25 protein-coding genes and 1 tRNA gene are annotated in these 23923 nt (G+C 63.8%); 10 read left to right on the top strand and 16 right to left on the bottom strand.

What is annotated here, in order from left to right:
- Positions 1 to 68 precede the first annotated feature (68 nt).
- Both BMI89_RS10730 and BMI89_RS10725 read right to left on the bottom strand, forming a co-directional pair.
- Positions 69 to 1469, bottom strand: a complete 1401-nt coding sequence (locus tag BMI89_RS10730; protein ID WP_078570917.1) for a surface lipoprotein assembly modifier — start codon at positions 1467 to 1469, stop codon at positions 69 to 71.
- Between the two features lie 76 nt (positions 1470 to 1545).
- Positions 1546 to 1743 carry a hypothetical protein gene (locus BMI89_RS10725; protein WP_078550005.1) on the bottom strand — a complete coding sequence of 66 codons (198 nt, stop codon included), beginning with the start codon at positions 1741 to 1743 and terminating at the stop codon, positions 1546 to 1548.
- A gap of 215 nt (positions 1744 to 1958) precedes the next feature.
- Here BMI89_RS10725 and BMI89_RS10720 point away from each other — a divergent pair, with 215 nt between their 5' ends.
- The gene (locus BMI89_RS10720) at positions 1959 to 2714 is read left to right on the top strand and encodes a Crp/Fnr family transcriptional regulator (protein WP_078570916.1); all 756 of its coding nucleotides are present in this window, start codon (positions 1959 to 1961) and stop codon (positions 2712 to 2714) included.
- A gap of 6 nt (positions 2715 to 2720) precedes the next feature.
- Here BMI89_RS10720 and BMI89_RS10715 read toward each other — a convergent pair whose 3' ends face one another.
- Both BMI89_RS10715 and BMI89_RS10710 read right to left on the bottom strand, forming a co-directional pair.
- The gene (locus tag BMI89_RS10715) at positions 2721 to 3452 is read right to left on the bottom strand and encodes a Crp/Fnr family transcriptional regulator (RefSeq protein ID WP_078570915.1); all 732 of its coding nucleotides are present in this window, start codon (positions 3450 to 3452) and stop codon (positions 2721 to 2723) included.
- Positions 3453 to 3663: 211 nt separating this feature from the next.
- Positions 3664 to 4203, bottom strand: coding sequence for a Hint domain-containing protein (locus BMI89_RS10710; protein WP_168176795.1), 540 nt, complete (start codon positions 4201 to 4203; stop codon positions 3664 to 3666).
- A gap of 173 nt (positions 4204 to 4376) precedes the next feature.
- Between BMI89_RS10710 and BMI89_RS10705 the strand changes: the two genes are divergently transcribed.
- The 3 genes from BMI89_RS10705 to tig all read left to right on the top strand — a co-directional run bounded on the left by BMI89_RS10705 (position 4377) and on the right by tig (position 7341).
- Positions 4377 to 4460 (top strand) — tRNA-Leu (locus BMI89_RS10705).
- Between the two features lie 119 nt (positions 4461 to 4579).
- Complete coding sequence (locus BMI89_RS10700) at positions 4580 to 5512, top strand: hypothetical protein (RefSeq protein ID WP_078570913.1); 933 nt, start codon at positions 4580 to 4582, stop codon at positions 5510 to 5512.
- Between the two features lie 500 nt (positions 5513 to 6012).
- A complete protein-coding gene (gene tig / locus BMI89_RS10695; RefSeq protein ID WP_078570912.1) occupies positions 6013 to 7341 on the top strand; it encodes a trigger factor in 1329 nt (442 codons plus the stop codon).
- A 97-nt stretch (positions 7342 to 7438) separates the two neighbouring features.
- Here tig and BMI89_RS10690 read toward each other — a convergent pair whose 3' ends face one another.
- From BMI89_RS10690 to BMI89_RS10665, 6 genes are all read right to left on the bottom strand, one after another.
- Positions 7439 to 7729, bottom strand: a complete 291-nt coding sequence (locus BMI89_RS10690; protein ID WP_078570911.1) for a hypothetical protein — start codon at positions 7727 to 7729, stop codon at positions 7439 to 7441.
- A gap of 87 nt (positions 7730 to 7816) precedes the next feature.
- Positions 7817 to 8980 carry a YihY/virulence factor BrkB family protein gene (locus BMI89_RS10685; RefSeq protein WP_078570910.1) on the bottom strand — a complete coding sequence of 388 codons (1164 nt, stop codon included), beginning with the start codon at positions 8978 to 8980 and terminating at the stop codon, positions 7817 to 7819.
- A gap of 209 nt (positions 8981 to 9189) precedes the next feature.
- Complete coding sequence (gene rplI / locus BMI89_RS10680) at positions 9190 to 9813, bottom strand: 50S ribosomal protein L9 (RefSeq protein ID WP_078520923.1); 624 nt, start codon at positions 9811 to 9813, stop codon at positions 9190 to 9192.
- 12 nt (positions 9814 to 9825) lie between these two features.
- A complete protein-coding gene (rpsR, locus tag BMI89_RS10675) occupies positions 9826 to 10050 on the bottom strand; it encodes a 30S ribosomal protein S18 (RefSeq protein WP_038073027.1) in 225 nt (74 codons plus the stop codon).
- Positions 10051 to 10072: 22 nt separating this feature from the next.
- Positions 10073 to 10426 (bottom strand): 30S ribosomal protein S6, encoded by a 354-nt coding sequence (gene rpsF / locus BMI89_RS10670; RefSeq protein WP_078520924.1) that lies wholly within the window; start codon positions 10424 to 10426, stop codon positions 10073 to 10075.
- Positions 10427 to 10630: 204 nt separating this feature from the next.
- Positions 10631 to 11473, bottom strand: a complete 843-nt coding sequence (locus tag BMI89_RS10665; RefSeq protein ID WP_246832014.1) for a DUF1223 domain-containing protein — start codon at positions 11471 to 11473, stop codon at positions 10631 to 10633.
- Between the two features lie 307 nt (positions 11474 to 11780).
- Here BMI89_RS10665 and acnA point away from each other — a divergent pair, with 307 nt between their 5' ends.
- The 3 genes from acnA (at position 11781) to BMI89_RS10650 (ending at position 15999) form a co-directional block, all read left to right on the top strand.
- Entirely contained in the window at positions 11781 to 14531 is a 2751-nt protein-coding gene (acnA, locus tag BMI89_RS10660) for an aconitate hydratase AcnA (RefSeq protein WP_078570909.1), read from the top strand.
- Positions 14532 to 14761: 230 nt separating this feature from the next.
- Positions 14762 to 15097, top strand: a complete 336-nt coding sequence (locus BMI89_RS10655; RefSeq protein WP_078570908.1) for a TM2 domain-containing protein — start codon at positions 14762 to 14764, stop codon at positions 15095 to 15097.
- A 290-nt stretch (positions 15098 to 15387) separates the two neighbouring features.
- Entirely contained in the window at positions 15388 to 15999 is a 612-nt protein-coding gene (locus BMI89_RS10650; protein ID WP_078570907.1) for a thioredoxin family protein, read from the top strand.
- Positions 16000 to 16062: 63 nt separating this feature from the next.
- Here BMI89_RS10650 and BMI89_RS10645 read toward each other — a convergent pair whose 3' ends face one another.
- A complete protein-coding gene (locus BMI89_RS10645; protein WP_078520927.1) occupies positions 16063 to 16269 on the bottom strand; it encodes a cold-shock protein in 207 nt (68 codons plus the stop codon).
- Between the two features lie 327 nt (positions 16270 to 16596).
- Between BMI89_RS10645 and BMI89_RS10640 the strand changes: the two genes are divergently transcribed.
- Together BMI89_RS10640 and BMI89_RS10635 are read left to right on the top strand one after the other, a co-directional pair.
- Positions 16597 to 17415: an alpha/beta hydrolase gene (locus BMI89_RS10640; protein ID WP_078570906.1), complete on the top strand. Its 819-nt coding sequence runs from the start codon at positions 16597 to 16599 to the stop codon at positions 17413 to 17415.
- Between the two features lie 111 nt (positions 17416 to 17526).
- Positions 17527 to 18111, top strand: a complete 585-nt coding sequence (locus BMI89_RS10635; RefSeq protein ID WP_078570905.1) for a hypothetical protein — start codon at positions 17527 to 17529, stop codon at positions 18109 to 18111.
- Positions 18112 to 18120: 9 nt separating this feature from the next.
- Here BMI89_RS10635 and BMI89_RS10630 read toward each other — a convergent pair whose 3' ends face one another.
- The 4 genes from BMI89_RS10630 to BMI89_RS10615 form a co-directional block, all read right to left on the bottom strand.
- Entirely contained in the window at positions 18121 to 18912 is a 792-nt protein-coding gene (locus tag BMI89_RS10630; protein ID WP_078570904.1) for a hypothetical protein, read from the bottom strand.
- Positions 18913 to 18981: 69 nt separating this feature from the next.
- A complete protein-coding gene (locus tag BMI89_RS10625) occupies positions 18982 to 19734 on the bottom strand; it encodes a protein tyrosine phosphatase family protein (protein WP_078520931.1) in 753 nt (250 codons plus the stop codon).
- 41 nt (positions 19735 to 19775) lie between these two features.
- Positions 19776 to 20426, bottom strand: coding sequence for a DUF6691 family protein (locus BMI89_RS10620; RefSeq protein WP_078540567.1), 651 nt, complete (start codon positions 20424 to 20426; stop codon positions 19776 to 19778).
- On the bottom strand, positions 20423 to 20938 hold the full coding sequence (locus BMI89_RS10615) for a YeeE/YedE thiosulfate transporter family protein (protein ID WP_078540566.1): 516 nt from the start codon (positions 20936 to 20938) through the stop codon (positions 20423 to 20425). The genes BMI89_RS10620 and BMI89_RS10615 overlap by 4 nt, the downstream gene beginning before the upstream one ends.
- Before the next feature lie 154 nt (positions 20939 to 21092).
- Here BMI89_RS10615 and BMI89_RS10610 point away from each other — a divergent pair, with 154 nt between their 5' ends.
- Complete coding sequence (locus BMI89_RS10610; RefSeq protein ID WP_246832013.1) at positions 21093 to 21983, top strand: serine hydrolase domain-containing protein; 891 nt, start codon at positions 21093 to 21095, stop codon at positions 21981 to 21983.
- A 279-nt stretch (positions 21984 to 22262) separates the two neighbouring features.
- Here the strand turns inward: BMI89_RS10610 and BMI89_RS10605 are convergent, their stop codons facing one another.
- Positions 22263 to 23873 (bottom strand): FMN-binding glutamate synthase family protein, encoded by a 1611-nt coding sequence (locus BMI89_RS10605; protein WP_078570902.1) that lies wholly within the window; start codon positions 23871 to 23873, stop codon positions 22263 to 22265.
- Between the last annotated feature and the right edge of the window lie 50 nt (positions 23874 to 23923).

The raw sequence follows: 23923 nt of genomic DNA, 5'->3' as shown, positions 1-23923 counted from the left end.
GCAGCGTGGCCATTTAGTTGCAGAAATCGCAATATTTACAGATGAAAGCCCCAAACCGGGGCGCGAGGTCAGAAATTCGACCGCAGTCCGAGCCGCAATTTCACCTGCGAGCTGTCGTAGAAATCGACATTTGAGCGGGTCTCTTCGCCCTCCAGCCGCAGGGTGGGCGAGATGCCGTAGAACTCGAGCTTCGGGAACCCGAATTGCAGCGCCAGCCGCCCGCGCGTGTCGCGCCGTGCGCCGGGCCCGTAAAGCGTCGCGTCATAGTCGCGCCGTTCCAGTTCCAGCGCCGCGCCGACGGTGACGGTCCCGGCCAAAGGCTTGGCGAAATCGTAAGACACGCCCGCAAGCATCGCCCGATGATCGATCTCGACCGCCTCCGAGGACGCGTCGCGCAGGGCAAAGGACAGCCCCAGCCGATCCCCTCCCTCAAGCCGCCGGTGATGGCTCAGGCTCGCGGTGACCACATTCGCCGAGTTGCGGAAATTGTCGAGGCGCAACTGTCGTTCGCCAGAGAGCGTCACCTGCGTGAGCGAACGCCGTGGATCGCCCCACTGCGCGCTGCCCGAAACCCGCAGATAGTTGCTCAGGTCGTCGCCGCCATACCAGTTCTTGCCCGCGAGAAGATCGAGGCGATAGCGCAGCGGCGCATCGGCCGGGCTGAGCGCCTGCCCCAGCGTCACCTCGATCGCGCTGAACGCGTAATCCGAGCCATGCGCATCGGGCACCGAGTCCTTCGCATCGCCCGACAGGACCACCTGTTTGGTGTAGATCTGCGCCCCGAAACTCGCGGGCAACTCCCCAAACCCTGCGAATTTGTAGCGCGCCTTCAGCGACAGCGAAATTTCATAGCCCGACAGCGCCTTCGCATCGGGATTGAGCGTGAAGTCGATGCCGCCGATATCGACCGTATCGGCCAAACTGCCATTGTTGACATTGCTCGACGCGCCCGCGTCGAAAGCGACGGAGAAGCTCCACGGATTGGCCGCGGACAGGACGCGATAGTCCCGCACGCTCGACGCGCGCACCGCATCATTGGGCGCCATTTCGATCGCGCGGCGTTGCCAGAGCTGGGCTGCGAACGGATGCCCGAGATCGTAGCTCGCCGCCACCATCTCGACCGCGCTGACATATTTTTCCTGCTGCGTCCGGGCCTGCGCATTGGCGCGGGTGGCCGCCGCCTTCGCGCCTGCCGCGTCGCCCTGCCCGCGCAGCGCCCGCGCCAGCACGACAAGCGCGCCCACATCGTCTGGATTGCGCGCCAAGCGCGCGCGCGCCGCTGCCTCCGCCGCGGGCCAATCGCCCGACCGCAGCACCTGCAACAGCGCCGCGTCGGTGATAGCACCAGCGACGGGAGCCTCCGCGACCGCGGGACCGGGCCCCAAGACAAGCAGCAGGGCCATCGCCCCGCCGCACAGAAAACGCCAGGCGCGCCGCAGTTTGCGCCCGTCGATATGGCCTTCGGTCATTGTCACCCCTTTGAGGTCGCGCGCCCCAGACAATGCGGGCGGCGAGATGCATCAGCCCCTCGCCGCCCGTGTCAGATTATTGCGACGCTTGCTCGCGCGAACGATCTTGCGTGTTCGTGTTGGTGTGCGTACCCGAGGTGTCCGTGGTGTCCGTCGAAGTGCCCGCCGGGGCCATCATAGCCTCATCGGTCATGTCGGACGCTGCCGGACCGGTCATCGTCTCGCAGCCAGCCAGAGCCGCAGTCACGCCAAGAATGATAAGCAGGTTTTTCATCTGTCTCTCCTTTGTTGCAAGATATTTTACCGCGACTGTTCAGCGTGATTCTTTGATGCCGATCAACGTGCTACCCGTGCCGCGCGATTTTTCCTGCAACTTCATGATCAGAGGCGCAGAAAAGAGCGGCACATTCCCGGCTTTTCGACCTCGTAGCTCTCGCATCCCGGTCTGACCCGGACTAGAATCCTTCCCGCGACAGGGAGAGGAGACGCATGAACGAGCATCCGAAATCCGGACAGCCGGTCGAGATCGAGGGCGTGGTGGCGCAGGGCAAATTGCAGCGCCTGCTCGACGTACTCCCGGAGGATTTGCGCAGCGAGATGATGCCGCTCTGGCAAAGCATTCGCTTTTCGCCGGGCGATGTGCTGATCGAAGACGGCGAGGTCGCTGACCGGATCGGCTTCGTGACCGACGGGTTTCTCGCCATGTCGAAAACCCTGCAGGACCGGCACCGCCACATCATCGGGCTGATCACGCCGTCGGACATGTTCGGGCGCGCCTTCAACGGCCCATCCGGCTACCGGATCGAGGCGCTCAGCGACGGGGCGGTTCTGACCTGCGACCGGCAGAAATTCGAAGCGATCATCGCCCGCTCGCATGAGGCGGAGCGGCTGTTCCTGCTGAGCATTCTCGACGAGCTCGACGCCGCGCGCGAGTGGGTGATGGTGCTGGGCAGCTCGAAAGTCGTCGAGCGGCTCGCCTCGCTCCTGATCATCCTGAGCCGCCACAAATACCGGACCCTGGAAGGCACCGCGCATGCGCCCATCCAGCTGAATCTGCATATCCATATCAAGCGGGTCGATATAGCGCATCTGCTGGGCACCTCGCCGGAATCGCTGAGCCGGGCGTTTCACCAGCTCGAGCGCGCGGGCGCGATCCGGATCGTCACGCCTTACGATGTCGAGCTCGCCAATCTGGAGAGGCTCATCGAAATCTCGGGAAATTCGCTGGAGATGCGCGACGAGTGAGCGCGCTCAGTGGTGCAAGATCTCCTCCAGCCCTTCGGACAGGGCCTCGAGGTCGTTCAGGCGGAATTGCCTAGCGTTCAGGATATCGATCAGCCCGTCTTTCTGGAACTGATGCAGCGAGCGGCTGACCGTCTCCTGCGTCGTGGCGATGAGATCGGCGATGTCCTGACGCGGCAGCAGCATCGTCAACACGCCACCCCCGTCAGGCAGGGCTTTCCAAGGCATGATACTGGGCGCCAGCAGCAGCAGCGCGCGCAGTCGGCTCGCAGGCCCATAGGCACCCAGAAGCAAGCTCAAACGCCGCGCTTTCTCGGTCCAGTTTTCCGCCTGATGACATAGCGCGCGGCGCAATTCGGGCTCCTGCTCGATCAGCTGAGCGAAATTGGCCGACTCGAACAGGCAAAGTCTGGTTTCGATCACGGCTTCGATCGCGGTGTCCCGCGTGCCCCGGATGATCTGACCGATGCTGTCGCCCGGAACGACGAGCCCGGTGATCTTGCGACGCCCCGCGAGCGAATGGCTCTGCATCCGCAACATGCCGCTCTGAACCAGCGCGATGTGGTGGCAGGAGACATCTTCCTCGCAAAGCCGGTCATTGGCCGCGACGGAGATCGCGCGCGCCCGTTGCGCGACCCGGGCGAGGGTTCGATCCGAGAGGGATCCGCAAACGCCATGGTTACGTCCAGCGCAACCCGCGCAATGCAAGATCGCCTCTGCATTTCGCAAAGGTGCCGTCATCAAAATCTCCGAACAGATTTAACCACGCGTTTCGCAGCGAAACTGCGTACTCGTCCCCTAGTGCATAATAAGACTATGCAAATGACATATCATCCTGTCAACACAAGCGCGTGATCAGGCACGTTTATGTCAAATCACTATCGCAGATGTGACGAGACGACGCCTCGCAACCCTCTGAGACTTATGAAAATTGTCGGGAATTCCGCGTCGATCAGGCGTCGACGCTTGCCACTGCAGCGGCCATTTCCACACCATCGACATAGATCACTTCGGGCGTCTCGAATTCCAGCACGAAGAGCCGCGCGCGCCCCTGGCCCAGCGTGACATAGTGCCCGTCGACGACCGATTGCGCGGGCAGAAGTGCCTCGCGCTTGCCGTAGATCACCTGCACCCGCCAGTCGCGCATCATCAGCTGCGCCCCCTGCGCGATCAGGAGCGGCGCCCCGGGCCGATCATGGCCAAGCGCGCCGGGCGAGATCCGGATCAGCGCGCCCACATAATCGCCCGCCCGCAACGCCTTGAGCTTGCATGTCCCGCTGCGCGTCACGATCCGGTCGCCGGGTTCGAGAAACTCGATCGGAATGGCGCCGTCCAGCGTGTAGACCCGCGCCCCGGCGGCGATCCCCGCGCTGAGATCCGGCTTCGGCTTGCGCGCCTCGGGCGGCGTTGCCCGCTCGGTCACATTCGGACCGACCGCGCCCGGAAGACTGTGGCGTGGATTGGATTCGATGATCTGGCGGAGCATGGCCATGCCATCCCCCCGCCCTGGTGCCTGTCTCATGGCGATACCTGCTCTTGCCTACTCGTAACTTCGGCGTCTGACGCGCCTTTGGATAAAGGCTAACCCTCACCATCGCGTTAAGACGAGCAAAATCGCATCTTCCTCTTTCCGAGCCCGCAGGCTGTTGCTATTACGCCCCTGATGCGGGTGTGGCGGAACTGGTAGACGCACCAGATTTAGGTTCTGGCGCCTTTGGCGTGGGGGTTCGAGTCCCTTCACCCGCACCACTCCCCACTTGCGGAATATCACAAGATACCCTCGCCTTATCACGCGAGCGTGCTAATTTCGGATGGCTGCGCGGGCCTGCTACGCCCCCGCTTTGGTGACCGAAAGCGTGGGAGGCGTGATGGTCGAAGGCCCGCAAATGCCGCCCCGGCGGCCTGTCGAAGACGCGCCGGAGTCCGGCTCGCGCTCCCCCAATTCCAGCCACGCGCTCAGCCGCGACGCGATTGCGAGTAATCCGCATTTCTTCGCCGCGCAGAAAGTGGTGGCGACGATGCTGCTCGACGTGCAGGCGCAGACGCCGCGGATCGCGCGGCACATGGCCTCGCATAGGCGCTGGCTCGTCAGCCAGACCAGTTTCGCGCTGGCGATGCGGGCGAAGACGGAGCCGGACGCTCCGGAACTGACGCCGGGCCGGCTTATCGCGGCGCTGACGCCCCATGTTGAAATCAACCGCAAGACTTTGAGCCAGTATCTGGGCGAGATGGAGGTGCATGGCCTGCTCGCCCCGCCGAACGAGACGCGGGGCGACCGGCGCCTGCGGCCCGTCACCACCACGCTCATGGCCGAACAGGGGATGCGGCGCTGGTGCGAGGGGCATCTGCATTGCCTCGACATGCTCGACGGCGGCGCGCGGCTGGCAGCGGCGCGCAACGATCCCGATCTTCCCTTCGCGATGCAGCGGCACATGGTCGAGATCATCCGCGCCGATCCCGAATGGTGCGCGCCTCCGCCCTCGATGGCGCATTTCCTCGGCTCCGACACTGGCGGCATCCTGCTCCATGCGCTGATCCGCATGCTCATCGACCTGCGCGAGACCGACGGGCGCATCTATCTCGAACCCGTCAGCATCGCCGCTCTGGCAGAGCAATTCCTGATCTCGGTCTCGAAGATCAAGCGGATGATCCAGAAGGCCGAAGAGGCGGGCCACCTTGGGTGGGAATTGCCGCGCAGGCGGGGCCGGCTCTGGCTCTCGCCCGGGTTCGTGCGCGACCACTTCCGCAGACAGGCGGTGAAGTTCGAATGCGTCGAGCGCGGCTGGCGCGCCGTCGCGTGAGGACGAGAGAGCGGTTTTCCGGGCGCAACACGGGCCGCAAAGACGCGATCTGTCCGAAAATGACCGCTGAGTTTCAAACACTTCCGACTTAGAGTGGACCTTCAGGGAGATCGTGACGTCTTCGCTTGGGCTCCGCAAACAAGGGGGCGGATCCGCCGAAGCGGAGAGAGATCACGACAACGCGCCCGTTCGGCGCAATCCCGGATTCGCGGCCGGGGCGACCATTGTGGGGTGGTGCGTCCCGGCTGCATCTTCCTCCCGATCTGCCGCAGCAGCGCGCCGCACCTTGCACCGCTTTGTCAGCGCCCGCCCTGCCCGCTCTCGATCCTGTGTTCCCGGCATCTCCTCGCACGCGCCCGCCCGCGCGCGCATTTCACCGCCCGGAGGCCGCCCCGCAGCCCCTTTTCGCCTTGCCACCATGGCTGAGGCTCAATAGAAGGACGCCTGAAATTCGAGAACCGGCCGCGATCCGCGCGGCGCCCAGAGACAAAGGACAAACCATGCAGGTCACCGAGACCCAGAACGACGGCCTCAAGCGCGGCTACGAGATCACCATCACCGCCAAGGAACTCGACGAGAAGGTCACCGCGAAGCTTTCCGAAGCGCAGCCCGAGATCGAGATGAAGGGCTTCCGCAAGGGTAAGGTTCCGATGGCGATGCTGCGCAAGCAATTCGGCCCGCGCATCCTCGGCGAAGCGATGCAGGAATCGGTCGACGGCGCGATGAGCGAGCATTTCGAGAAAACCGGCGACCGCCCCGCGATGCAGCCGAAGATCGAGATGAAGGACGGCGAAGACTGGAAAGAGGGTGACGACGTGGTCGTGACCGTCGAGTACGAAGCGCTGCCGGAAATCCCGGATGTCGATCTGTCGGGCGTCAAGCTCGAGCGTCTGGTAGTGAAGGCCAACGAGGGCGAAGTGAACGAAGCGCTGGAAAGCCTCGCCGCGACCGCCAAGAACTTCGAAACCAAAGAAGGCAAGGCCGAGAACGGCGATCAGGTCGTGATCGACTTCGAAGGCTTCGTCGACGGTGAAGCGTTCGAAGGCGGCAAGGGCGAAGGCTACCCGCTGGAAGTCGGTTCGGGCTCGTTCATCCCGGGCTTCGAAGAGCAGCTCGTCGGCGCGAAAGCCGGTGACGACGTCGAAGTAACCGTGACCTTCCCGACCGAATACGGTGCGGAGCATCTCGCGGGCAAGGAAGCGCTGTTCAAGTGCAAGGTCCACGAAGTGAAGGCGCCGAAGGCTGCCGAGATCGACGACGAGATGGCCAAGCAGTTTGGTGCCGAAGACCTCGCCGCGCTGAAAGCCCAGGTCGCAGAGCGTCTGGAAGCCGAGTATCAGGGCGCTGCGCGTCAGGTGATGAAGCGTGGCCTGCTCGACCAGCTCGACGATCAGGTGAAGTTCGACCTGCCCCCCTCGCTCGTGGAAGCCGAGGCCAAGCAGATCGCGCACCAGCTCTATCACGAAGAGAACCCGGACGATCACGGCCATGACCACGGCGAGATCGAAACCACCGACGAGCACAACTCGCTCGCCGAGCGTCGCGTGCGTCTTGGCCTGCTGCTCGCCGAAATCGGCCGCAAGCAGGAGATCGAAGTCTCCGACGCCGAGATGACCCAAGCGATCATGAACCAGGCACGTCAGTACCCGGGTCAGGAGCGCGCCTTCTTCGAATTCGTGCAGCAGAACCCGCAGATGCAGCAGCAGCTGCGCGCGCCGCTCTTCGAAGACAAGGTCGTCGACTACATCGCTGGCGAAGCCAAGGTGGACGACAAGGAAGTCACCAAGGAAGAGCTGCAGAAAGAGATCGAGAAGCTCGACGAGCTGTGATCTCCGGGCGCTTAGCCTGAGAATTGCGAAGGCCGCCTCTCGGGGCGGCCTTTTGCGTTCGCGGATGGGATGTGGCGCGACTCGAGCCTACCCCGGCTCACTCCGCGGACGGTACTTTCAGAAATTTCGCGTTCGGGATCAGCGAGGGAAGATCGGTCGCGGTCGCCACCTCGCGCAGCTTCTGGGCGGCACGATCCACCTGCAGGGACGCCGTGCGATCCGCCGCCGGATTGCCCGGTTCGATCCGGTCGTAGATCGCCGTGCGCAGCACCTCGCCCGCCGATGCGAGCCGGTCGCGCGCGCCTTCGGGATCATGCAGGTACAAAAGCCCGCCCGTCACGAGGATCGTGTGGGTCAGCGCGAAGTGCAGGATCGAAAACAGCCGCATGGCAGGGCCTCGTCAGGGTTGCTTGCCCGGACAGGATTCCCTGTAAAAACGGCGATTTTGAGGCCCGTTTCGCGCGCCCTGCCGCACTCAGCGCTTGCGCGAGGGCGCAGGCGCCACCGCATCGGCCACCACGGCGTTGCGCGCGCCCAAGGGACGCGGGTCTCCGATGGTGCTGTCCTGCGCAGTTTGGTGCTCGGCCTCGGAATTGATCTCAGCGCCCAGAAGCACCGCCGTCGTCGAGAGCCAGATCCACATCATCAGCACGACCACCGCGCCGATCGAGCCGTAAGTGCTCGAGTAATTGGCGAAGTTCGACGTGTAGAACGAGAACCCCGCCGAGACGATCAGCAGCAGGATCGACGCCGCGATCGCCCCCGGCACCACCCAGATCCAGCGCGGCGCGTTGCGTGCGGGCGCGTAGCGATAGAGCAGCATCAGCATCCCCACCAGCACCAGCGCCATCACGGGCCAGCGCCCCCAGCGCAGCACCGCATCCAGCGCCCCGCCCATCGGGATGTAATCGAGCATCACGGGCAGCACGGCCGCCACGAGGATCAGCGCGCAGACCATGACAATCCCGGTGATCGTCATGCCCAGCCCGAAGGCGTTGAGCTGCACGAAGCTGCGCCGCTCCTTCTCGCCATAGGCCACGTTGAGCGCACCGATCATCGCCTTCGCGCCCCCATTGGCCGACCAGAGCGCCAGAAGGATGCCGAAGATCGAGGCCAACCCGAGCGCGTTGGAACTCGACCCGATCAACTGCTCCAACTGGTTTCGGATCAGCGTCAGCGCCTCGGGCGGGATGACGTTCTTGAGCGCATCGAGATCCTGCAACATGGTCTGGCGGTCCGCAAAGATGCCGTAGATCGAGACGGTGGCGGTCAGGGCCGGGAACAGGGCGAGCAGCGCGTAGAAGGTCACGCCCGCGGCGACGGCCAGCACGCGGTCCTCGTCGATCTGACCGTAAGCGCGCTTGGCGATGGCCTTCCAACCTGCGCGGGGGATCTCGAAGGGGCTTTCCGCCTGACGTCCCAGCGCGCGATCGGCGGGCCGGTCATAGCGGTCGGTGCGGGTCGCGGGGACATGACGGGCGCTGCGGCCTTCCGTGGGCCCGTGGATCGCGGCCTGCCGATCGTCCTGATAGCGCCGCCACATGAGATAGGCGCCGAAGCCCAGAAGCCCCGCCTGCACGAGCCGGTCGCGTCGGCTCGATGCGTCATCGCGTGGGCCCTGCCCCGATCGTTTCGTCATGCATGTCCCCTGTTTTCAAAGCCCTGAGGGCCATTTAGGGGCCAACGCCGGATTGCGGCACGCGGTTCCGGGGTCTGCGCCGCACGTCGCGGCCCGACTATGTCATTAGACATATTTCAGCAGAACTACCCTGACAGGCAAGCATGAAAAAACCGCGCCCCGGAAGGCGCGGTTCTCTGTCTTTCGGACTGAAAGGTCGAAGCGACCGATCAGGCGTTGTTTTCGTCTTCGGCCGACTCGGGGGTGGCAACGGGGCCGCCCTCGTCGTCGTCGGAGGTCGCGCCGCCGATATCGTCGAACAGTTCGGCGATCTCGAATTCGGCTGCAGCCTCTTCTTCGGCCGCCACGTCCTGGATCGACTTGCCCGACGCTTGCAGTTCGGCCTCTTCGGGCGAACGTGCGACGTTGAGCTGGATCTCGGCGACGACTTCGGGGTGCAGGTGCACTTCGACGTCATGCAGGCCGAGAACCTTGATCGGCTGGCGGATGATGACCTGCTTGCGGTCAACCGAGAAACCCTGCTCGGAGGCGATGTTCGCCGCGTCGCGGGTGGTGACCGAACCGTAAAGGTTGCCGCCGTCCGAAGCCGAACGGATCACGACGAAGGTCTCGCCGTCGATCTTCGACGCCAGAGCTTCGGCTTCTTTCTTGGTTTCGAGGTTGCGGGCCTCGAGCTGCGCCTTGCGCTCTTCGAAGCTCTTGATGTTGGATTCGTTGGCGCGCAGTGCCTTGCCTTGCGGCAGCAGGTAGTTACGGCCGAAGCCGTCCTTGACGGTGACGACGTCACCCATCTGGCCGAGCTTGGCCACGCGTTCGAGAAGGATCACTTCCATCGGTCGGTCTCCTTATTTCACGGCGTAGGGGAGCAGGGCGAGGAAACGGGCGCGCTTGATCGCGCGGGCCAGTTCACGCTGCTTCTTCGCCGAAACGGCGGTGATGCGGGCGGGGACGATCTTGCCGCGCTCAGAGATGTAGCGCTGCAGAAGACGGGTGTCCTTGTAGTCGATCTTCGGCGCGTTCTCACCCGAGAACGGGCAGACCTTACGACGGCGGAAAAACGGTTTTGCCATGGTGTCTACTCCTGTCTACCGATCAACGGCGCTCGCGACGGTTGTCGCGTTCGTCACGTTTCTGCATCTGGACCGAGGGGCCCTCTTCGTGCTCGTCGACCTTGATGGTCAGGACGCGCATCACGTCGTCATGCAGACGGGCCAGACGCTCCATTTCCTGCACGGCAGCCGACGGGGCGTCGGTGCGCAGGTAGGCGTAGTGGCCCTTGCGGTTCTTGTTGATCTTGTAGGCCATGGTCTTCACGCCCCAGTATTCGGAATCGACGACTTTGCCGCCGTTGTCCGACAGGACCGTGGAGAAATGTTCGACAAGGCCTTCGGCCTGCGCGTTGGAGAGATCCTGACGCGCGATGAGGACATGCTCGTAAAGCGGCATGCGAACTCCTGTATTTCGAGGCGGCTTCAAAGTTGGGCGTCTGACACTTCCGCAACCCAACACGAGAGGCTCCGCCGGTTCATAGCAAACGCGGAAGATGCGGCCTTATACGGGATGCGCGTCTGGATGCAAGGAAAAATCAGGGTACCGAAGGGACGGCTGCGCCCTGCCCTGACGGCCTCGGCGCAGCTCGATCCGCCCCGGTCAGTCCAGCTGACCCGCGGCGAGGATCGGCCCAGGCAGCGGGCCGTTCTTGCTCGGACGGGATTCCTGAACGATCACCACGGCGGGCGCGTCCCCGTCGAGATCGACCGAGAGCGTCACAGGCTTGCGCCCGTCCCATTCGGCGATGCCGGTCAGGCTGGTGACGATGTTCTTGTAGGTAACCGTGCGCCCGGCATTCTCGCCGCGCAGGATGTCGACCGTGGCGGAGGGCTTGTAGCGCACGAGCTGCACCATCGCGGGCGTCTCCAGCTTATCGACCGGGCTCAGCGCGATCTCATAATGATCGCCCTCTCCCGTGATCTTCAGATCGACCTCGGGATGGGCGTCGCTCTCGCGTGCGATGGCGGTATCGAGCGCCGCTTCCTGCGGCCCGATCAGAGCCTCGCGGCCGGCGATGATCATCTGCGGGGTGTAGACCGTGCGCTCGCCCGCGGCGATCGCATAGGATTTCTGCCGGGCGGAAAACTCGGGCTTTCCAAAGGGATCCTTCCAGCCGAGATAATCCCAGTAATCGACATGCAGCGCCAGCGCGATCACGTCGTCCCGATCCGTGAGCTCCTTCAAGAGCGCATCCGCCGGCGGGCAGGACGAGCAGCCCTGCGAGGTATAAAGCTCGACCACGACCGGGTCGTGCTCGCCTTCGGTGTCGGGATCGGGCGCCACGGGGTTCGGCTTCGCGGGCGTGTCGGATTTCTCGGAGGCCATCTGGTCGAGAAGCGCCTCGGAGGCGTTGAGACGCATCCCGGGCGGCGCGTCGGCTGCCCCTTGGGCAGACGCAAATTCCGCAAAGCTTACCAGCCCTGCGGCGAAAGCAGCTCCCATCGCGGTCAAACGTCCTGCGCGCACTCGAAAAACACTCCTCACTTCGCCGTCTTTATACCTAGCGTTTCTGCTCAGACCATGCCTAATCAATGTTTTGAGAGATTTCTTTCTGTCCGGGCGCGCGAAACGATATATGCCCAACGTATACGGCCCATGCGCGGTTCAAGATGACGCTGGGTCGCTCCAGTCGCGTGTTTTTGTGTGCAATGGTATACTAAAAATGCCCCGACCCTCTTGAACGGATCGCGCGCTTGGGGCAAACACACGCCAGCGACACCCTTAGGACCCTTGAAGGGAGGCCATTCTCATGCCCATCGTTACCGGTAAGGATACCGCAAAGACCCGCCGCGAACTCAGCGTCGGTTCGAAAACCTATGCTTATTACTCGATCCCCGCCGCCACCGAGGCTGGCCTGGGTGATTTCTCGAAGCTGCCCGCTTCGCTGAAGGTGGTTCTGGAGAACCTCCTGCGGTTCGAGGATAACGGCTTCACGATCTCGACCGACGACATCAAAGCCTTCGGCGAATGGGCCGAGCAAGGCGGCAAGAACCCGCGCGAGATCGCTTACCGCCCCGCCCGCGTGCTGATGCAGGACTTCACCGGCGTTCCGGCCGTGGTCGACCTCGCGGCAATGCGTGACGGCATCAAGGGTCTTGGCGGCGACGCACAGAAGATCAACCCGCTCGTGCCCGTCGACCTCGTGATCGACCACTCGGTGATGATCGACGAATTCGGCAACCCGCGCGCGTTCCAGATGAACGTCGACCGCGAATACGAGCGCAACATCGAGCGCTACAAATTCCTCAAGTGGGGCCAGACCGCGTTCGAGAACTTCCGCGTGGTTCCGCCGGGCACCGGCATCTGCCACCAGGTGAACCTCGAATATCTCGCCCAGACCGTCTGGACCGACAAGGATCAGGACGGCACCGAAGTCGCCTACCCCGACACGCTCGTGGGCACCGACAGCCACACCACCATGGTCAACGGCGCCGCCGTTCTCGGCTGGGGCGTGGGCGGTATCGAAGCTGAAGCCGGCATGCTCGGCCAGCCGATCTCGATGCTGATCCCGGAAGTCGTGGGCTTCAAGCTGACCGGCGCCATGGTCGAAGGCACCACCGGCACCGACCTCGTGCTGAAAGTCGTCGAAATGCTCCGCGCCCATGGCGTGGTCGGCAAGTTCGTCGAATTCTACGGCGACGGCCTCGACAACCTGCCGCTGGCTCAGCGCGCGACCATCGCCAACATGGCGCCCGAATACGGCGCGACCTGTGGCTTCTTCCCGGTCGATGACGAAACCCTGCGCTATCTCGAGCAGACGGGCCGCGACAAGGACCGCATCGCGCTGGTCGAAGCCTATGCCAAGGAAAACGGCATGTGGCGCGACGCGGATTACGCGCCGGTCTACTCCTCGACGCTCGAACTGGACATGAACACCATCGTTCCGGCGATCTCGGGCCCCAAACGCCCGCAGGACTATGTCGCTCTGACCAAAGCCGCCGACGCCTTCGAGAACGTCGTGGCCGACTATCGCGGCATCGACATCTCGGAAGACGCCAAGGACATGGCCGACGAAGGCCCGATCGCGACCAAATCGGTCACCATCGGCAAGACCGCCAAGGTCGAAGGTGAAGATTACGAGCTGCGCGACGGCTCGGTGGTGATCGCCTCGATCACGTCCTGCACCAACACCTCGAACCCCTACGTGCTGATCGGCGCGGGTCTCGTGGCGCGCAAAGCGCGTGAACTGGGCCTGAACCGCAAGCCCTGGGTGAAGACCTCGCTGGCGCCTGGCTCGCAGGTCGTGTCGGAATATCTGGAAGCCGCTGGCCTTCAGGAAGATCTCGACGCGGTGGGCTTCAACCTCGTGGGTTACGGCTGCACCACCTGTATCGGTAACTCGGGTCCGCTCCAGCCGGAAATCTCGAAGGCGATCAACGACAACGACCTGATCGCGACCTCGGTGCTCTCGGGCAACCGGAACTTCGAAGGCCGGATCTCGCCCGACGTGCGCGCCAACTACCTCGCCTCCCCGCCCCTCGTGGTGGCCTACGCGCTGGCCGGCGACATGAACATCGACCTGTCGAGCGACCCGATCGCGCAGACGCCGGACGGCAAGGACGTCTACCTGAAAGACATCTGGCCCTCGGACAAAGAGATCGCCGATCTCGTCGAGAAGGTCGTCACCCGCGAGAAGTTCATCGAGAAATACGCCGATGTCTTCAAAGGCGACGAGAAGTGGCAGGGCGTGGAAGTCGAAGGCGGCGAAACCTATGACTGGCCGCCGCAGTCGACCTACATCCAGAACCCGCCCTACTTCAAAGGCATGTCGCCGGAAGCTGGTACGATCTCGAACATCAAGGACGCGGGTATCCTCGCCGTGCTGGGCGATTTCGTGACCACCGACCACATCTCGCCGGCGGGTTCGTTCAAGCCCGACACCCCGGCCGGGAAATACCTGGTCGAGCGTCAGGTCGCGCCGAAGGACTTCAACAGCTACGGTTCGCGCCGTGGTAACCACGAAGTCATGATGCGCGGCACCTTCGCCAACATCCGCATCAAGAACGAGATGCTGGACGGCGTCGAGGGCGGCTACACCAAGGGCCCCGATGGCGAGCAGACCTCGATCTTCGACGCGGCAATGGCCTATGAGAAAGCCGGCAAGCCGCTGGTGATCTTCGGTGGCGAGCAATACGGCGCAGGCTCCTCGCGCGACTGGGCGGCGAAGGGCACCAACCTGCTCGGCGTCAAGGCCGTGATCGCGGAGAGCTTCGAGCGTATCCACCGCTCCAACCTCGTGGGCTTCGGCGTGATCCCCTTCGAGTTCACCGAAGGCCAGACCCGCAAGGATCTGAACCTGACCGGTGAGGAAGAGGTCTCGATCGAAGGTCTTGAAGGCGAAATCAAGCCGCAGTCGATCGTGCCCTGCACCATCACCTACAAGGACGGCACCACCAAGGAGATCAAGCTCAAGAGCCGGATCGATACCGCGGTGGAGATCGAATACCTCAAGAACGGCGGCGTGCTGCACTACGTGCTGCGCAACCTCGCCAAAGCCTGAGGCTGACGGTTACGAGATTGGAAAAGGCCCCGCGAGCGCGGGGCCTTTTTCATTTGTTGAACAAGTTTTGGAGAACCGTGCGTTCGGCAAGCATTGCAAGGCGCAATGAACCCGCGCGACTACTTCTCCCAGACCAAAATAAACTAAGTTCTTTTTCTCGCCTTGCTTTCACCCTGAAGTCTTCACGAAACCTTGAGATTCAACCTCTAGAGGCAATTTTTGAGGACATCATGGCTCTGACAACTGAACAACAAATTCTTATTGAACAACGCATTGCGAATGACGCGAAATCCCCCGTCGTTGCGTATCTTCTCTGGTTTTTCCTAGGAATGCTCGGCGCGCATCGTTTCTACCTTGGCAAGACCGGGACTGGGGTCGTTCAACTTATTCTGTGCATTCTCGGCTGGCTAACGCTCGTCGTCTATGTCGGCATATTTCTCCTGCTCGCGCTCGGCGTGTGGGTTCTTGTCGATGCGTTCCTAATCCCCTCGATCATCACGCAGTCGCGCGAAAAGATGCGCATGCAGCTAGGCGGCACGATGGCTCCGGCCATTCCGACTGTCTGAACGCATTCGAAGAAATCTATGGCCCCGCCGAGTGCGGGGCCTTTTTCGTTGCGGGTCAGCCCCTCGCTCGCCCGGGGCGACCAGCCCCGGGCCGCGCCCGACCTCCCCCCGGGAGGGCGCGACTGCACTGCACCACTGAGACTAGGCCGTCGGGGCGATGGAGAAATAAAGTTCCCTCGCCCACATCTCGCGAACGCCCACCCGAGGTCGGGCGCAGCCCTCAGCGCGTAATTCCCGCCATTCGCCCGGCCTGTGCTATACTCGACCTCTCACGAAGGGAGGACGACGCGATGAACAGACGCGAGATGTTGGCCCTGACAGTCGGGGCGATGACAGTGGGAGGCGCGTTGGGAGGCGCGCGGCCCGTGCAGGCCGAGGCGGTGATGGGCGATGGAGGGCTCTATCAGCAGCCCTTCTTCCACGAAGGCTTTCTCGATCTGGGAGAGGATCTTCAGGAGGCCGCCGATCAGGGCAAGGGGCTTCTGGTACTCTTCGAACAGCGCGGCTGCCCCTATTGCCGCGAGATGCATCTGGTGAATTTCGCCAAGCCCGAGATCACCGAGCTGATCGAGAAGAGCTACATGGTCGTGCAGCTCGATCTCTGGGGCGCGCGCGAGGTCACCGATTTCGACGGCGAGGCGCTGGAGGAGCGTGCGCTGGCGCAGAAATGGGCGGTGAACTTCACGCCGACGCAGGTGCTGATCCCGGCCGCGAATGCAGGGGCACAATCCGTGCGCGAGGCGGAAGCCTTCAGAATGCCGGGCTATTTCAAGCCCTTCCACCATCTGTCGGGACTCGAATACGTGGCGAGCGGCGCTTACGCGGATCAACCGTTCCAGCGCTTCTTGCAGGACAAGTTCTCGGAACTCAGCGCGAAGGGCATCGACCCGGACGTGTGGTAAGGCCCAAATGAAAACGGCCCGCGCGATTGCACGGGCCGTCTCAAACCGTCACACGGGCTCAGCTTACGCGAGCGCGATGTTACCTGCCGACTGGCGGCCGTCACGGCCGGTTTCCAGATCGTAGGTCACTTTCTGACCGTCATCGAGACGCTGGATGCCAGCGCGCTCAACGGCGGAGATGTGAAGGAAGATGTCTTTGCCGCCATCGTTCGGTGCGATGAAGCCATAACCCTTGGTGCTATTGAACCATTTCACGGTGCCTTCGGCCATCGTGAGTCTCCTATTAAATTATGCTGCCTGCGAAATGCGTCAGCTCGGCGTAGTCAGTTCTTGAAAGCAAACTGAAGCCGTAAGGAGACAGTGCATCTGGGAATCAAACGTAGCGAGAGAATACATAAGGCGAACGGGTCCTAATTGCAATGATCAAAGCATGTGAGGGGGTTGCACGGCACCGCGATCGACGGAATTCGGCGCGCTCCCGCCGAGGCGTGAAAACATGCAAAAAATATATGAGATTTCGGACCTTTGCCCGCGTCGCCCGCGTTACTTCAGTGAACAGGTGAGATCTTCAAACGCTGAAGACGCAGGAGGACCCCCATGACAGCAGCCCCGCTCGGCCCCGGCCAACTCAACGCAATCGACCATGGCGGCTCGGGTCGGCCCGTGGTCCTGATCCACGGCTGGCCGCTCTCGGGCAAGGCGTGGGAAAAACAAGTCCCCGCCCTGATCGCTGCCGGTCACCGCGTCATCACCTATGACCGTCGCGGCTTCGGTCTCGCGGAAAAACCCACCGAAGGCTTCGATTACGACACGCTTGCCGCCGATCTCGATGCGATCCTCACCGCGATGGATTTGCGCGACGTTACGCTGGTGGGCTTCTCGATGGGTGGCGGCGAGGTCGCGCGCTACATCCGCAACCATGGCGAGGACCGGCTGCGCGCCGCCGTCTTCGCCTCCGCCGTGACGCCCTGCCTGATGCAGAGCGAGAACAATCCCGACGGTCCGCTGACCAAGGAAGCCGCGGGCGAGATGGAACAGGGCCTGCGCGACGGGCGCGAGGCGTTCTTCCCGCAATTCGTCGAGAATTTCTACAGCGTCGACGGAAATCTCAAAGCCTCTGCCGAGGAATGCGAACAGGCGGTGACCCTGTGCAACCAGTCCGACCAGAGCGCAGCACTTGGCTGCATGGAGGCATTCGGCACCACCGATTTCCGCGAGGATCTGGAGGCGGTGCGCGTACCCGTTCTGGTGATCCACGGCGACAGCGACGCGATCGTGCCGCTCGAAGGCTCCGGTGCGCGAACCTACCACGCGATCCCCGACAGCCAGTTCTTCACGATCAAAGGCGCGCCGCATGGCTGCAACGTGACCCATTCGGAAGAGTTCAACATCGCGCTGCTCGAGTTCCTGCGGTAACGCCCCGCCGCTTTCGACATTCTGTTTGCCCGGCCTGCGATCCCTTGCAGGCCGGGTTTCTCTTGCCTACAATGTTCATGTTTTGTTTCACCCTGACCACCTGCCGCTCCGATGACCACGCCCCACCCGTTCCCCCTGCGCGAAGGCCGCACCCATGAGGTTTGCGGCATCGGCACCACGAGCTTTGCCTGCGCGGTCTGCGCCAGCACCACGGGGCCGATCATCTGGGTGAACGAACGCCACCGCCGCGAAGGGCTCAATCCGCGCGGGCTGCTGAGCTTCTTCGATCCGGCGCGGCTTCTGCTGGCGCGCGGCAAGGACCAGACCGACACGCTCGCCGTGATGGAAGAGGCGCTGCGCGACGGCTCGGTCCCGCTGGTGATCGGGGAATTGCCCCGCGAGATCGGGCTGACGGCGGGGCGACGGCTGCAACTGGCCGCCAAGGAGGGCCGCGCCACGGGGCTGTGCCTGATCCTGCCCGATGGCGGCTCGAACGCGGCGGAGACGCGCTGGCACGCGATGCCCGTCTACGACAAGCTGCTGCGCGAGGGGGTGGACTCGCCCCGGCTGCGCTGGCGGCAGCTGAAGAACAAATCCGGCCCCTGCCGCGCCTGGGAGGTGGAGTGGAACGCGAAGACCCGCGCGCCAGAGATCCTCTCGGTCAATGACTGCGCGCCCTCGAGCGTGCCGGTGTGACCCCGCAGCTCAGAGGTCGAGCTTGTCCTCGATCGCGCCGATCTGGGCGACCGGATCGACGGGCCACTGACTGATATTCTGCAAGCCGCGATCCTCCAGCACCTCGCTGCCCGGATGATCCGCAAGCCATGCCTCGATCTGCGCATCCCGCGCGCGCAGGAGCGCCGCGAATTGCGGACGGTAGAGCGTGACCATTCCGCTCAGCCACAGGTTCACCGCCCAGTTCGGATGCGCCAGTTCGATCGCGAAATGATCGAGCAGCCGGATCATGTCCTCGGCGCGGTAGAGGCATTCATCCGTGACCCAGCGATTGGTGGTGAAAATGCGGATCGCCCGGCCCTTCGCATCCACGCTGATCGCGCCGATATGGACGAAGCGCGCCGCACGGTCCTCGGGGATCTTCGCACCCGGCAGGTCCCACGGCTCCAGCCCCGGAATGATCCCTTCGGGGCGCATGAACAGGTGGAAATGCCCGTTCTCGCCCTCGGCCATCTCGCGCGCATCGTGGGCGTGGTAGAAATAATGGCAATGCGTCTCGGTATCGAAGACGTCGCCCTGCGGATAGCGCGACCAGACGAGGAAATCCCCCTGCCCGCGCAGCACTTCCGAGACGACGCTCATCCCCGACTTCGCCAGCACCGTCTCGCATTCGAGCACAGTCTCGGCCGCGTCATGCATCTCTTCGAGGCGCGCACGCGGCAGCCCCTCGATCCCGGGATTGGCGATGCGCAGCGTGGGCGCGGGCGTCGCCGGGTTGGCGCTGTCGGGTGACATCTCGGAGGGCGTTTCGGGTCGGGTCATCGGTCTCTCCTCATGCGAACGGGGCCAGCCTAGGCGCTGACCCCGTCCTTGTCATCGCGGCATCTGCGCTCAGAGCGGCTCCATGCCGAGCATTTCACGCACAGCCGGTTCGCGCGAGGTTTTCAGACCGACCTGACGGCCTTCCTCGATGGCGATCTCGTTCGGCACGCCTTTCGACGCACGGTAGAGCGCCCACATCGCGCCCACCCGGTTCGAGCTCTCGCAATGCAGCAGGATCGGGTAGTTCGCCGGATCTTCCACGATCTTCGCGAATTCGGCCACCTGTTCCTCGGTCGGCGCCTTGGTCGGCACGGAGATCTGGATGTAGTTCATCCCGGCCTTCTGCACGAGATCGCCCTCGTTCGGCGCGCCTTCGTCGGGCTTGAGCAAGCTCACGACGGTCTTGAAGCCGAGCATCTTGAGCATCGGAATGCCCGTCGGATCGATGAAGCCACCGGTGCCGACATAGGGCGTCGCGCGCAGATAGTTGTCGACGATCGGGGGCATCTTGTCGCCATAGGGCGCCTGGGTTGCCTTGACGGTGGTGTCATAGGGCCCGCTGGCCATCGGTGCCGCGTCGCTGCCCGCATCCGCGGCCTTCGCCGCCGAGGGCGCACAGGGGTTTGCCGCAGCCGGTGCGCAAGGGTTGGCGGCCGCCGGGGCGCAGGGGTTGGCCGGCGCACAGGGGTTCGTCACAGCCGGAGCGCAGGGGTTGGTCGCCTGCGCGCTGGAGGTGGCGGGAACGGCGGCGCTCATCGCGACCGCAGTCACCGGCACCATCGCGGCGCGCAGCAGGCTCTTGCGTTTCTTATGCAGTTTCATGGACTTTTTCCTCCCTAGAATTTCGTCCGTATTACAAACCGTTACCCGCGCGCATCTGCCGATGCGGACGTCAGGGCGAACTCGTCGGCCTCGTCATCCGGGGCGCAGACCTCTTCGGCGGTGAACGGACCACCGCGCGACCGCTCGAGGATCGTGCCGAGGCGGAAGCCCACGGCGGCGATGATGATCAGCGCCAGCAGGATCACCCATTCCGGCAGCCCGAAGAGCTGCGGCAGGGTCTGTGCCGTCGGCCCCTGACCTGCGAGGTAGAAATCCTTGATCGGGTCGAAGACCCAGGCGAAGACCGAGGTGCCGAGCACCATGCCGATCGCGAAGACCACCGCGTCGATCCGGCCCGAGGCCACGCCGACCACGGAGGTGCCCGGGCAATAGCCGCCCACCGCAAAGCCAGCGCCGATGAAGACGCCGCCCAGCAGGATCGCCCAGAAGAAGAGCGTCGGAATGAAGACCGCAGCCGGGCCCATCCAGCCCATCGTCCGCAGCACGTAAAGCCCCACGGCGCAGACGATCACGGCGGTGAACATCACCTTGAAGACCGAGAAGTCGCGCAGGGTGAACTGTCCCGTCAGCTTGCGCGGAGAGCCGAAGCCCGCCGCCTCCAGCGCGTAGCCGAACAGAATGCCCGACAGGAGGCCCGAGGCTATGCCGCTATCGTAAAGAGGGATGCTCATTGCCAGATCCTCCGCATCATCATGGAGACGGCGAAGCCCGCCGCGAAGAAGCCGATCAGGAAGACGAAGCCCGCCACGGCGAGCGTAGCACTACCCGACAGGCCCAGACCCGAGGTGCAGCCGCGCGCCAGACGCGCGCCGAAGCCCACGAGCGCGCCGCCAAGCAGCGCGTAGACGAGGCGATTGCCGCTCGTGGTGCGCGGGCCGCGCTCCACCTTGACCGAGATTCGGCCCGCGCCTTTCGCGCCGAGCCACGCACCGATCAGGACGCCGACCACTTCCCAGGTGATCCAGCTCAGAAGCGGGCTACCTGCCGCCATGAAAGGCCCGAAATAGGAATTGTCAGCGGTCGCCTGCGGGGCGACCCAGTCATTGGCCTGTGCCGCGAAGCGGGTCACGAAGCCGGATGCGCCGAGCCCATGCCCGGTCACGACGAAGGTCAACAGCAACGCCAGGCCGAGCGCGGTGCCGGCGGCGAGCGGTGACCAAAATGCTTTGGGTGCGTCTCTCATGAAAGCCTCCCTTCCTCCCATGATCATATTCATAGGTGATGATACAAATAGCCAAAGCCGTTTCAACTTTTTTCAGCGCCGCGATGCGGCAAATGACATATCATTGGAAAGCGCCCTGCCCGATCCATCTGAAAAATCATATAAAGACAAAGCTTTGACCCAATCCCCCGCCGCCTTCACCGCGACGATTGACCGCGACGAACGCTGCCAAGCGGCCCAGTCAGGGGCGCGGCTCTTTCCCTATTGGAGCTTCACCAAGCCCGTGATCGCGGCGCTGGCGCTGATGCTCGAGTCTGAGAAGCGGCTCGATCTGGACGCGCCGCTCGATCTGCCAGAGCTGCCCGAAGGCTGCACGCTCGCCCATCTGCTCGATCACAGCGCGGGTCTGCCCGATTACGGCACCCTGCCCGCCTATCACGCGGATGTCGCAGCGGGGCGCACGCCGTGGCCACGCGATCTGCTCGTGGCCCGGACGCTCGCGCAGCCCGCGCAATTTCCGCCCGGCGAAGGGTGGCGCTATTCCAACCTCGGCTACATGCTCGCCCGCGAGGTGATCGAAGGCGCGGCGGCGATGGGCCTCGCGGAACTGGTGCAGGAGCGGATCACAGAGCCGCTGGGGCTGGAGAGTGTCCGGCTCGCCCAAACGCCCGCCGATTTCACCCGGCTTCACTGGCCCGAGGCGCGTGATTATCACCCCGGCTGGGTCTATCACCGCACGCTGATCGGCACGGCGGGCGATGCCGCGCGGCTGTTGCACGGGCTGGGCGGGCTGCTCGCGCCACGCGCATTCGCCCGCATGACCGCCTGTCGCGAGTTGGGAGGCGCGTTGCCCGACCGCCCTTGGACGCGGCATGGGTACGGGCTGGGGCTGATGTGCGGCGACTCGGGCGACACCCGCGTCTTCGGCCATTCCGGCGCGGGGCCGTTCAGCTCCAACGCCGTCTATCACTGCCCCGAGACAGGCCGTACCGCCACCGCATTCACGCATGGCCCCTTCGAAGGGCCAGCCGAACACACCGTGGCCAAGCTCGTGGCGGGGCGGTGAGGGCTGCGCCCGACGCTGGGTGGGCGCATGCGCTCCCTAGGTGGATTTCCGTTTATCGATCCACCTCTCCCCAACCTGCGTTCGCGCGGCACCGGTGCAGATGCGCCCTCCCGGGGGGAGGGTCGGGCGCGGCCCGGGCTGGTCGCCCGGGCAAAGGCACGGTTTCAGGCGCGTTCTGACGCCTCGGGCGCTCCCCTCATCGCAAACAAGAGACGTCGGCAAAAAGAAGAGGCGGCAACCTCCGTCGCCGCCTCTCCCAAGATACCGTGAAATCCGATCTTACACGCCGCTGTCGAAGGGCTCGAACGCCTCGGCGCGGGCACGCTTCCAGCGCTTGAGATAGCCGAAGCGGTCGTCATCCTCGCGCAGGAGGAACCCTTCGGGCATGTAGTGGTAGATCTCGTCGCCCACTTTGAAATCGCGCTCGCGGTCGCGCACCAGCAGGTGATGCGGCAGGAACTGCCCCGGATGGGTGAGACCCGCGGCCCCCGTCATCTCGGCCAGCGCCTTCATGGTGTTGCGGTGGAAATTCGCCACGCGCTGCGACTTCTCAGGCACCACCAGCGCGCGCTGACGGATCGGGTCCTGCGTCGTCACCCCGGTCGGGCATTTATTCGTGTGGCACGACTGCGCCTGAATGCAGCCGATCGAGAACATGAAGCCGCGCGCCGAGTTCGCCCAATCCGCCCCGATCGCCAGAACCTTGGCGATATGGAAGGCGGTGACGACCTTGCCCGAGGCGCCGATTTTCACCTGATCGCGCAGCCCCGCCCCGCGCAGCGTGTTGTGCACGAAGCTCAAACCTTCCACGAGCGGGAAGCCCATGTGATTGGCGAATTCCAGAGGCGCGGCCCCGGTGCCGCCCTCCTTGCCATCGACCACGATGAAATCGGGGGTGATGCCGGTTTCCAGCATCGCCTTGACGATGCACATGAATTCGCGGCGGTGACCGACACAGAGCTTGAAGCCCACCGGCTTGCCGCCCGACAGCTCGCGCAGCTGGCCGATGAATTCCATCATCTCCAGCGGGGTCGAGAAAGCCGAATGCGAGGCGGGCGAGATGCAGTCGCGATCCATCGGGATGTCGCGCGCCTCGGCGATCTCGGGGGTGATCTTAGCCGCGGGCAACATGCCGCCATGGCCCGGTTTCGCGCCCTGGCTCAGCTTCAGCTCGATCATCTTGACCTGAGGGTCCTGCGCGCGTTTGGCGAATTTCTCGGGGTTGAAGCTGCCATCATGGTTGCGACAGCCGAAATAACCCGAGCCGACCTCGTAGATCAGATCGCCGCCCTCACGGTGATAGCGCGAGATCCCGCCCTCGCCCGTGTCATGCGCGAACCCGCCCATCTTCGCGCCCTTGTTGAGCGCCATGATCGCATTGGCCGACAGCGCCCCGAAGGACATGGCCGAGATATTGTAGATCGACGCCTTGTAGGGCTGCTTGCACGCCTCGCCGCCGATCTCGACGCGGAAATCGCTATCCTCGATATGGCGCGGCTTCACCGAATGGGTGATCCACTGATAGCCGGATTCCGAGACACGGATACGGGTGCCGAAGGGTTTGGCGTCCTCGATATCCTTGGCGCGCTGATAGACGATCGTGCGCGTCGCGCGGGAAAACGGAATGTCTTCGTCGTCCCCCTCGATCAGGTATTGGCGGATCTCGGGGCGGATTTCCTCGAAGAAGAACCGCAGATGGCCGAGGATCGGATAGTTCCGGGTGATCGCGTGCTTGGTCTGGATCAGATCGTGGATCCCGACAAGCGTCAGGAAACCGAAAAGGATCGCGACGACCAGAAACCAATCGGTAAGGATCAAACCGGAAACTGCGGCGAGCGTCAGCAGAGCTGACAAGACGAGTGGTGAAAACCGTATAAAACGCGTGAACATGCCCCCTCCCGCGGGGTAAGTAGCCTCTGTTCCTGCGCGGACACTCTAGC

This window comes from Thioclava sp. F36-7 (assembly GCF_002020075.1).
GTDB classification, from domain to species: domain Bacteria; phylum Pseudomonadota; class Alphaproteobacteria; order Rhodobacterales; family Rhodobacteraceae; genus Thioclava; species Thioclava sediminum.
This window is presented reverse-complemented; position numbering and strand designations above follow the sequence as displayed.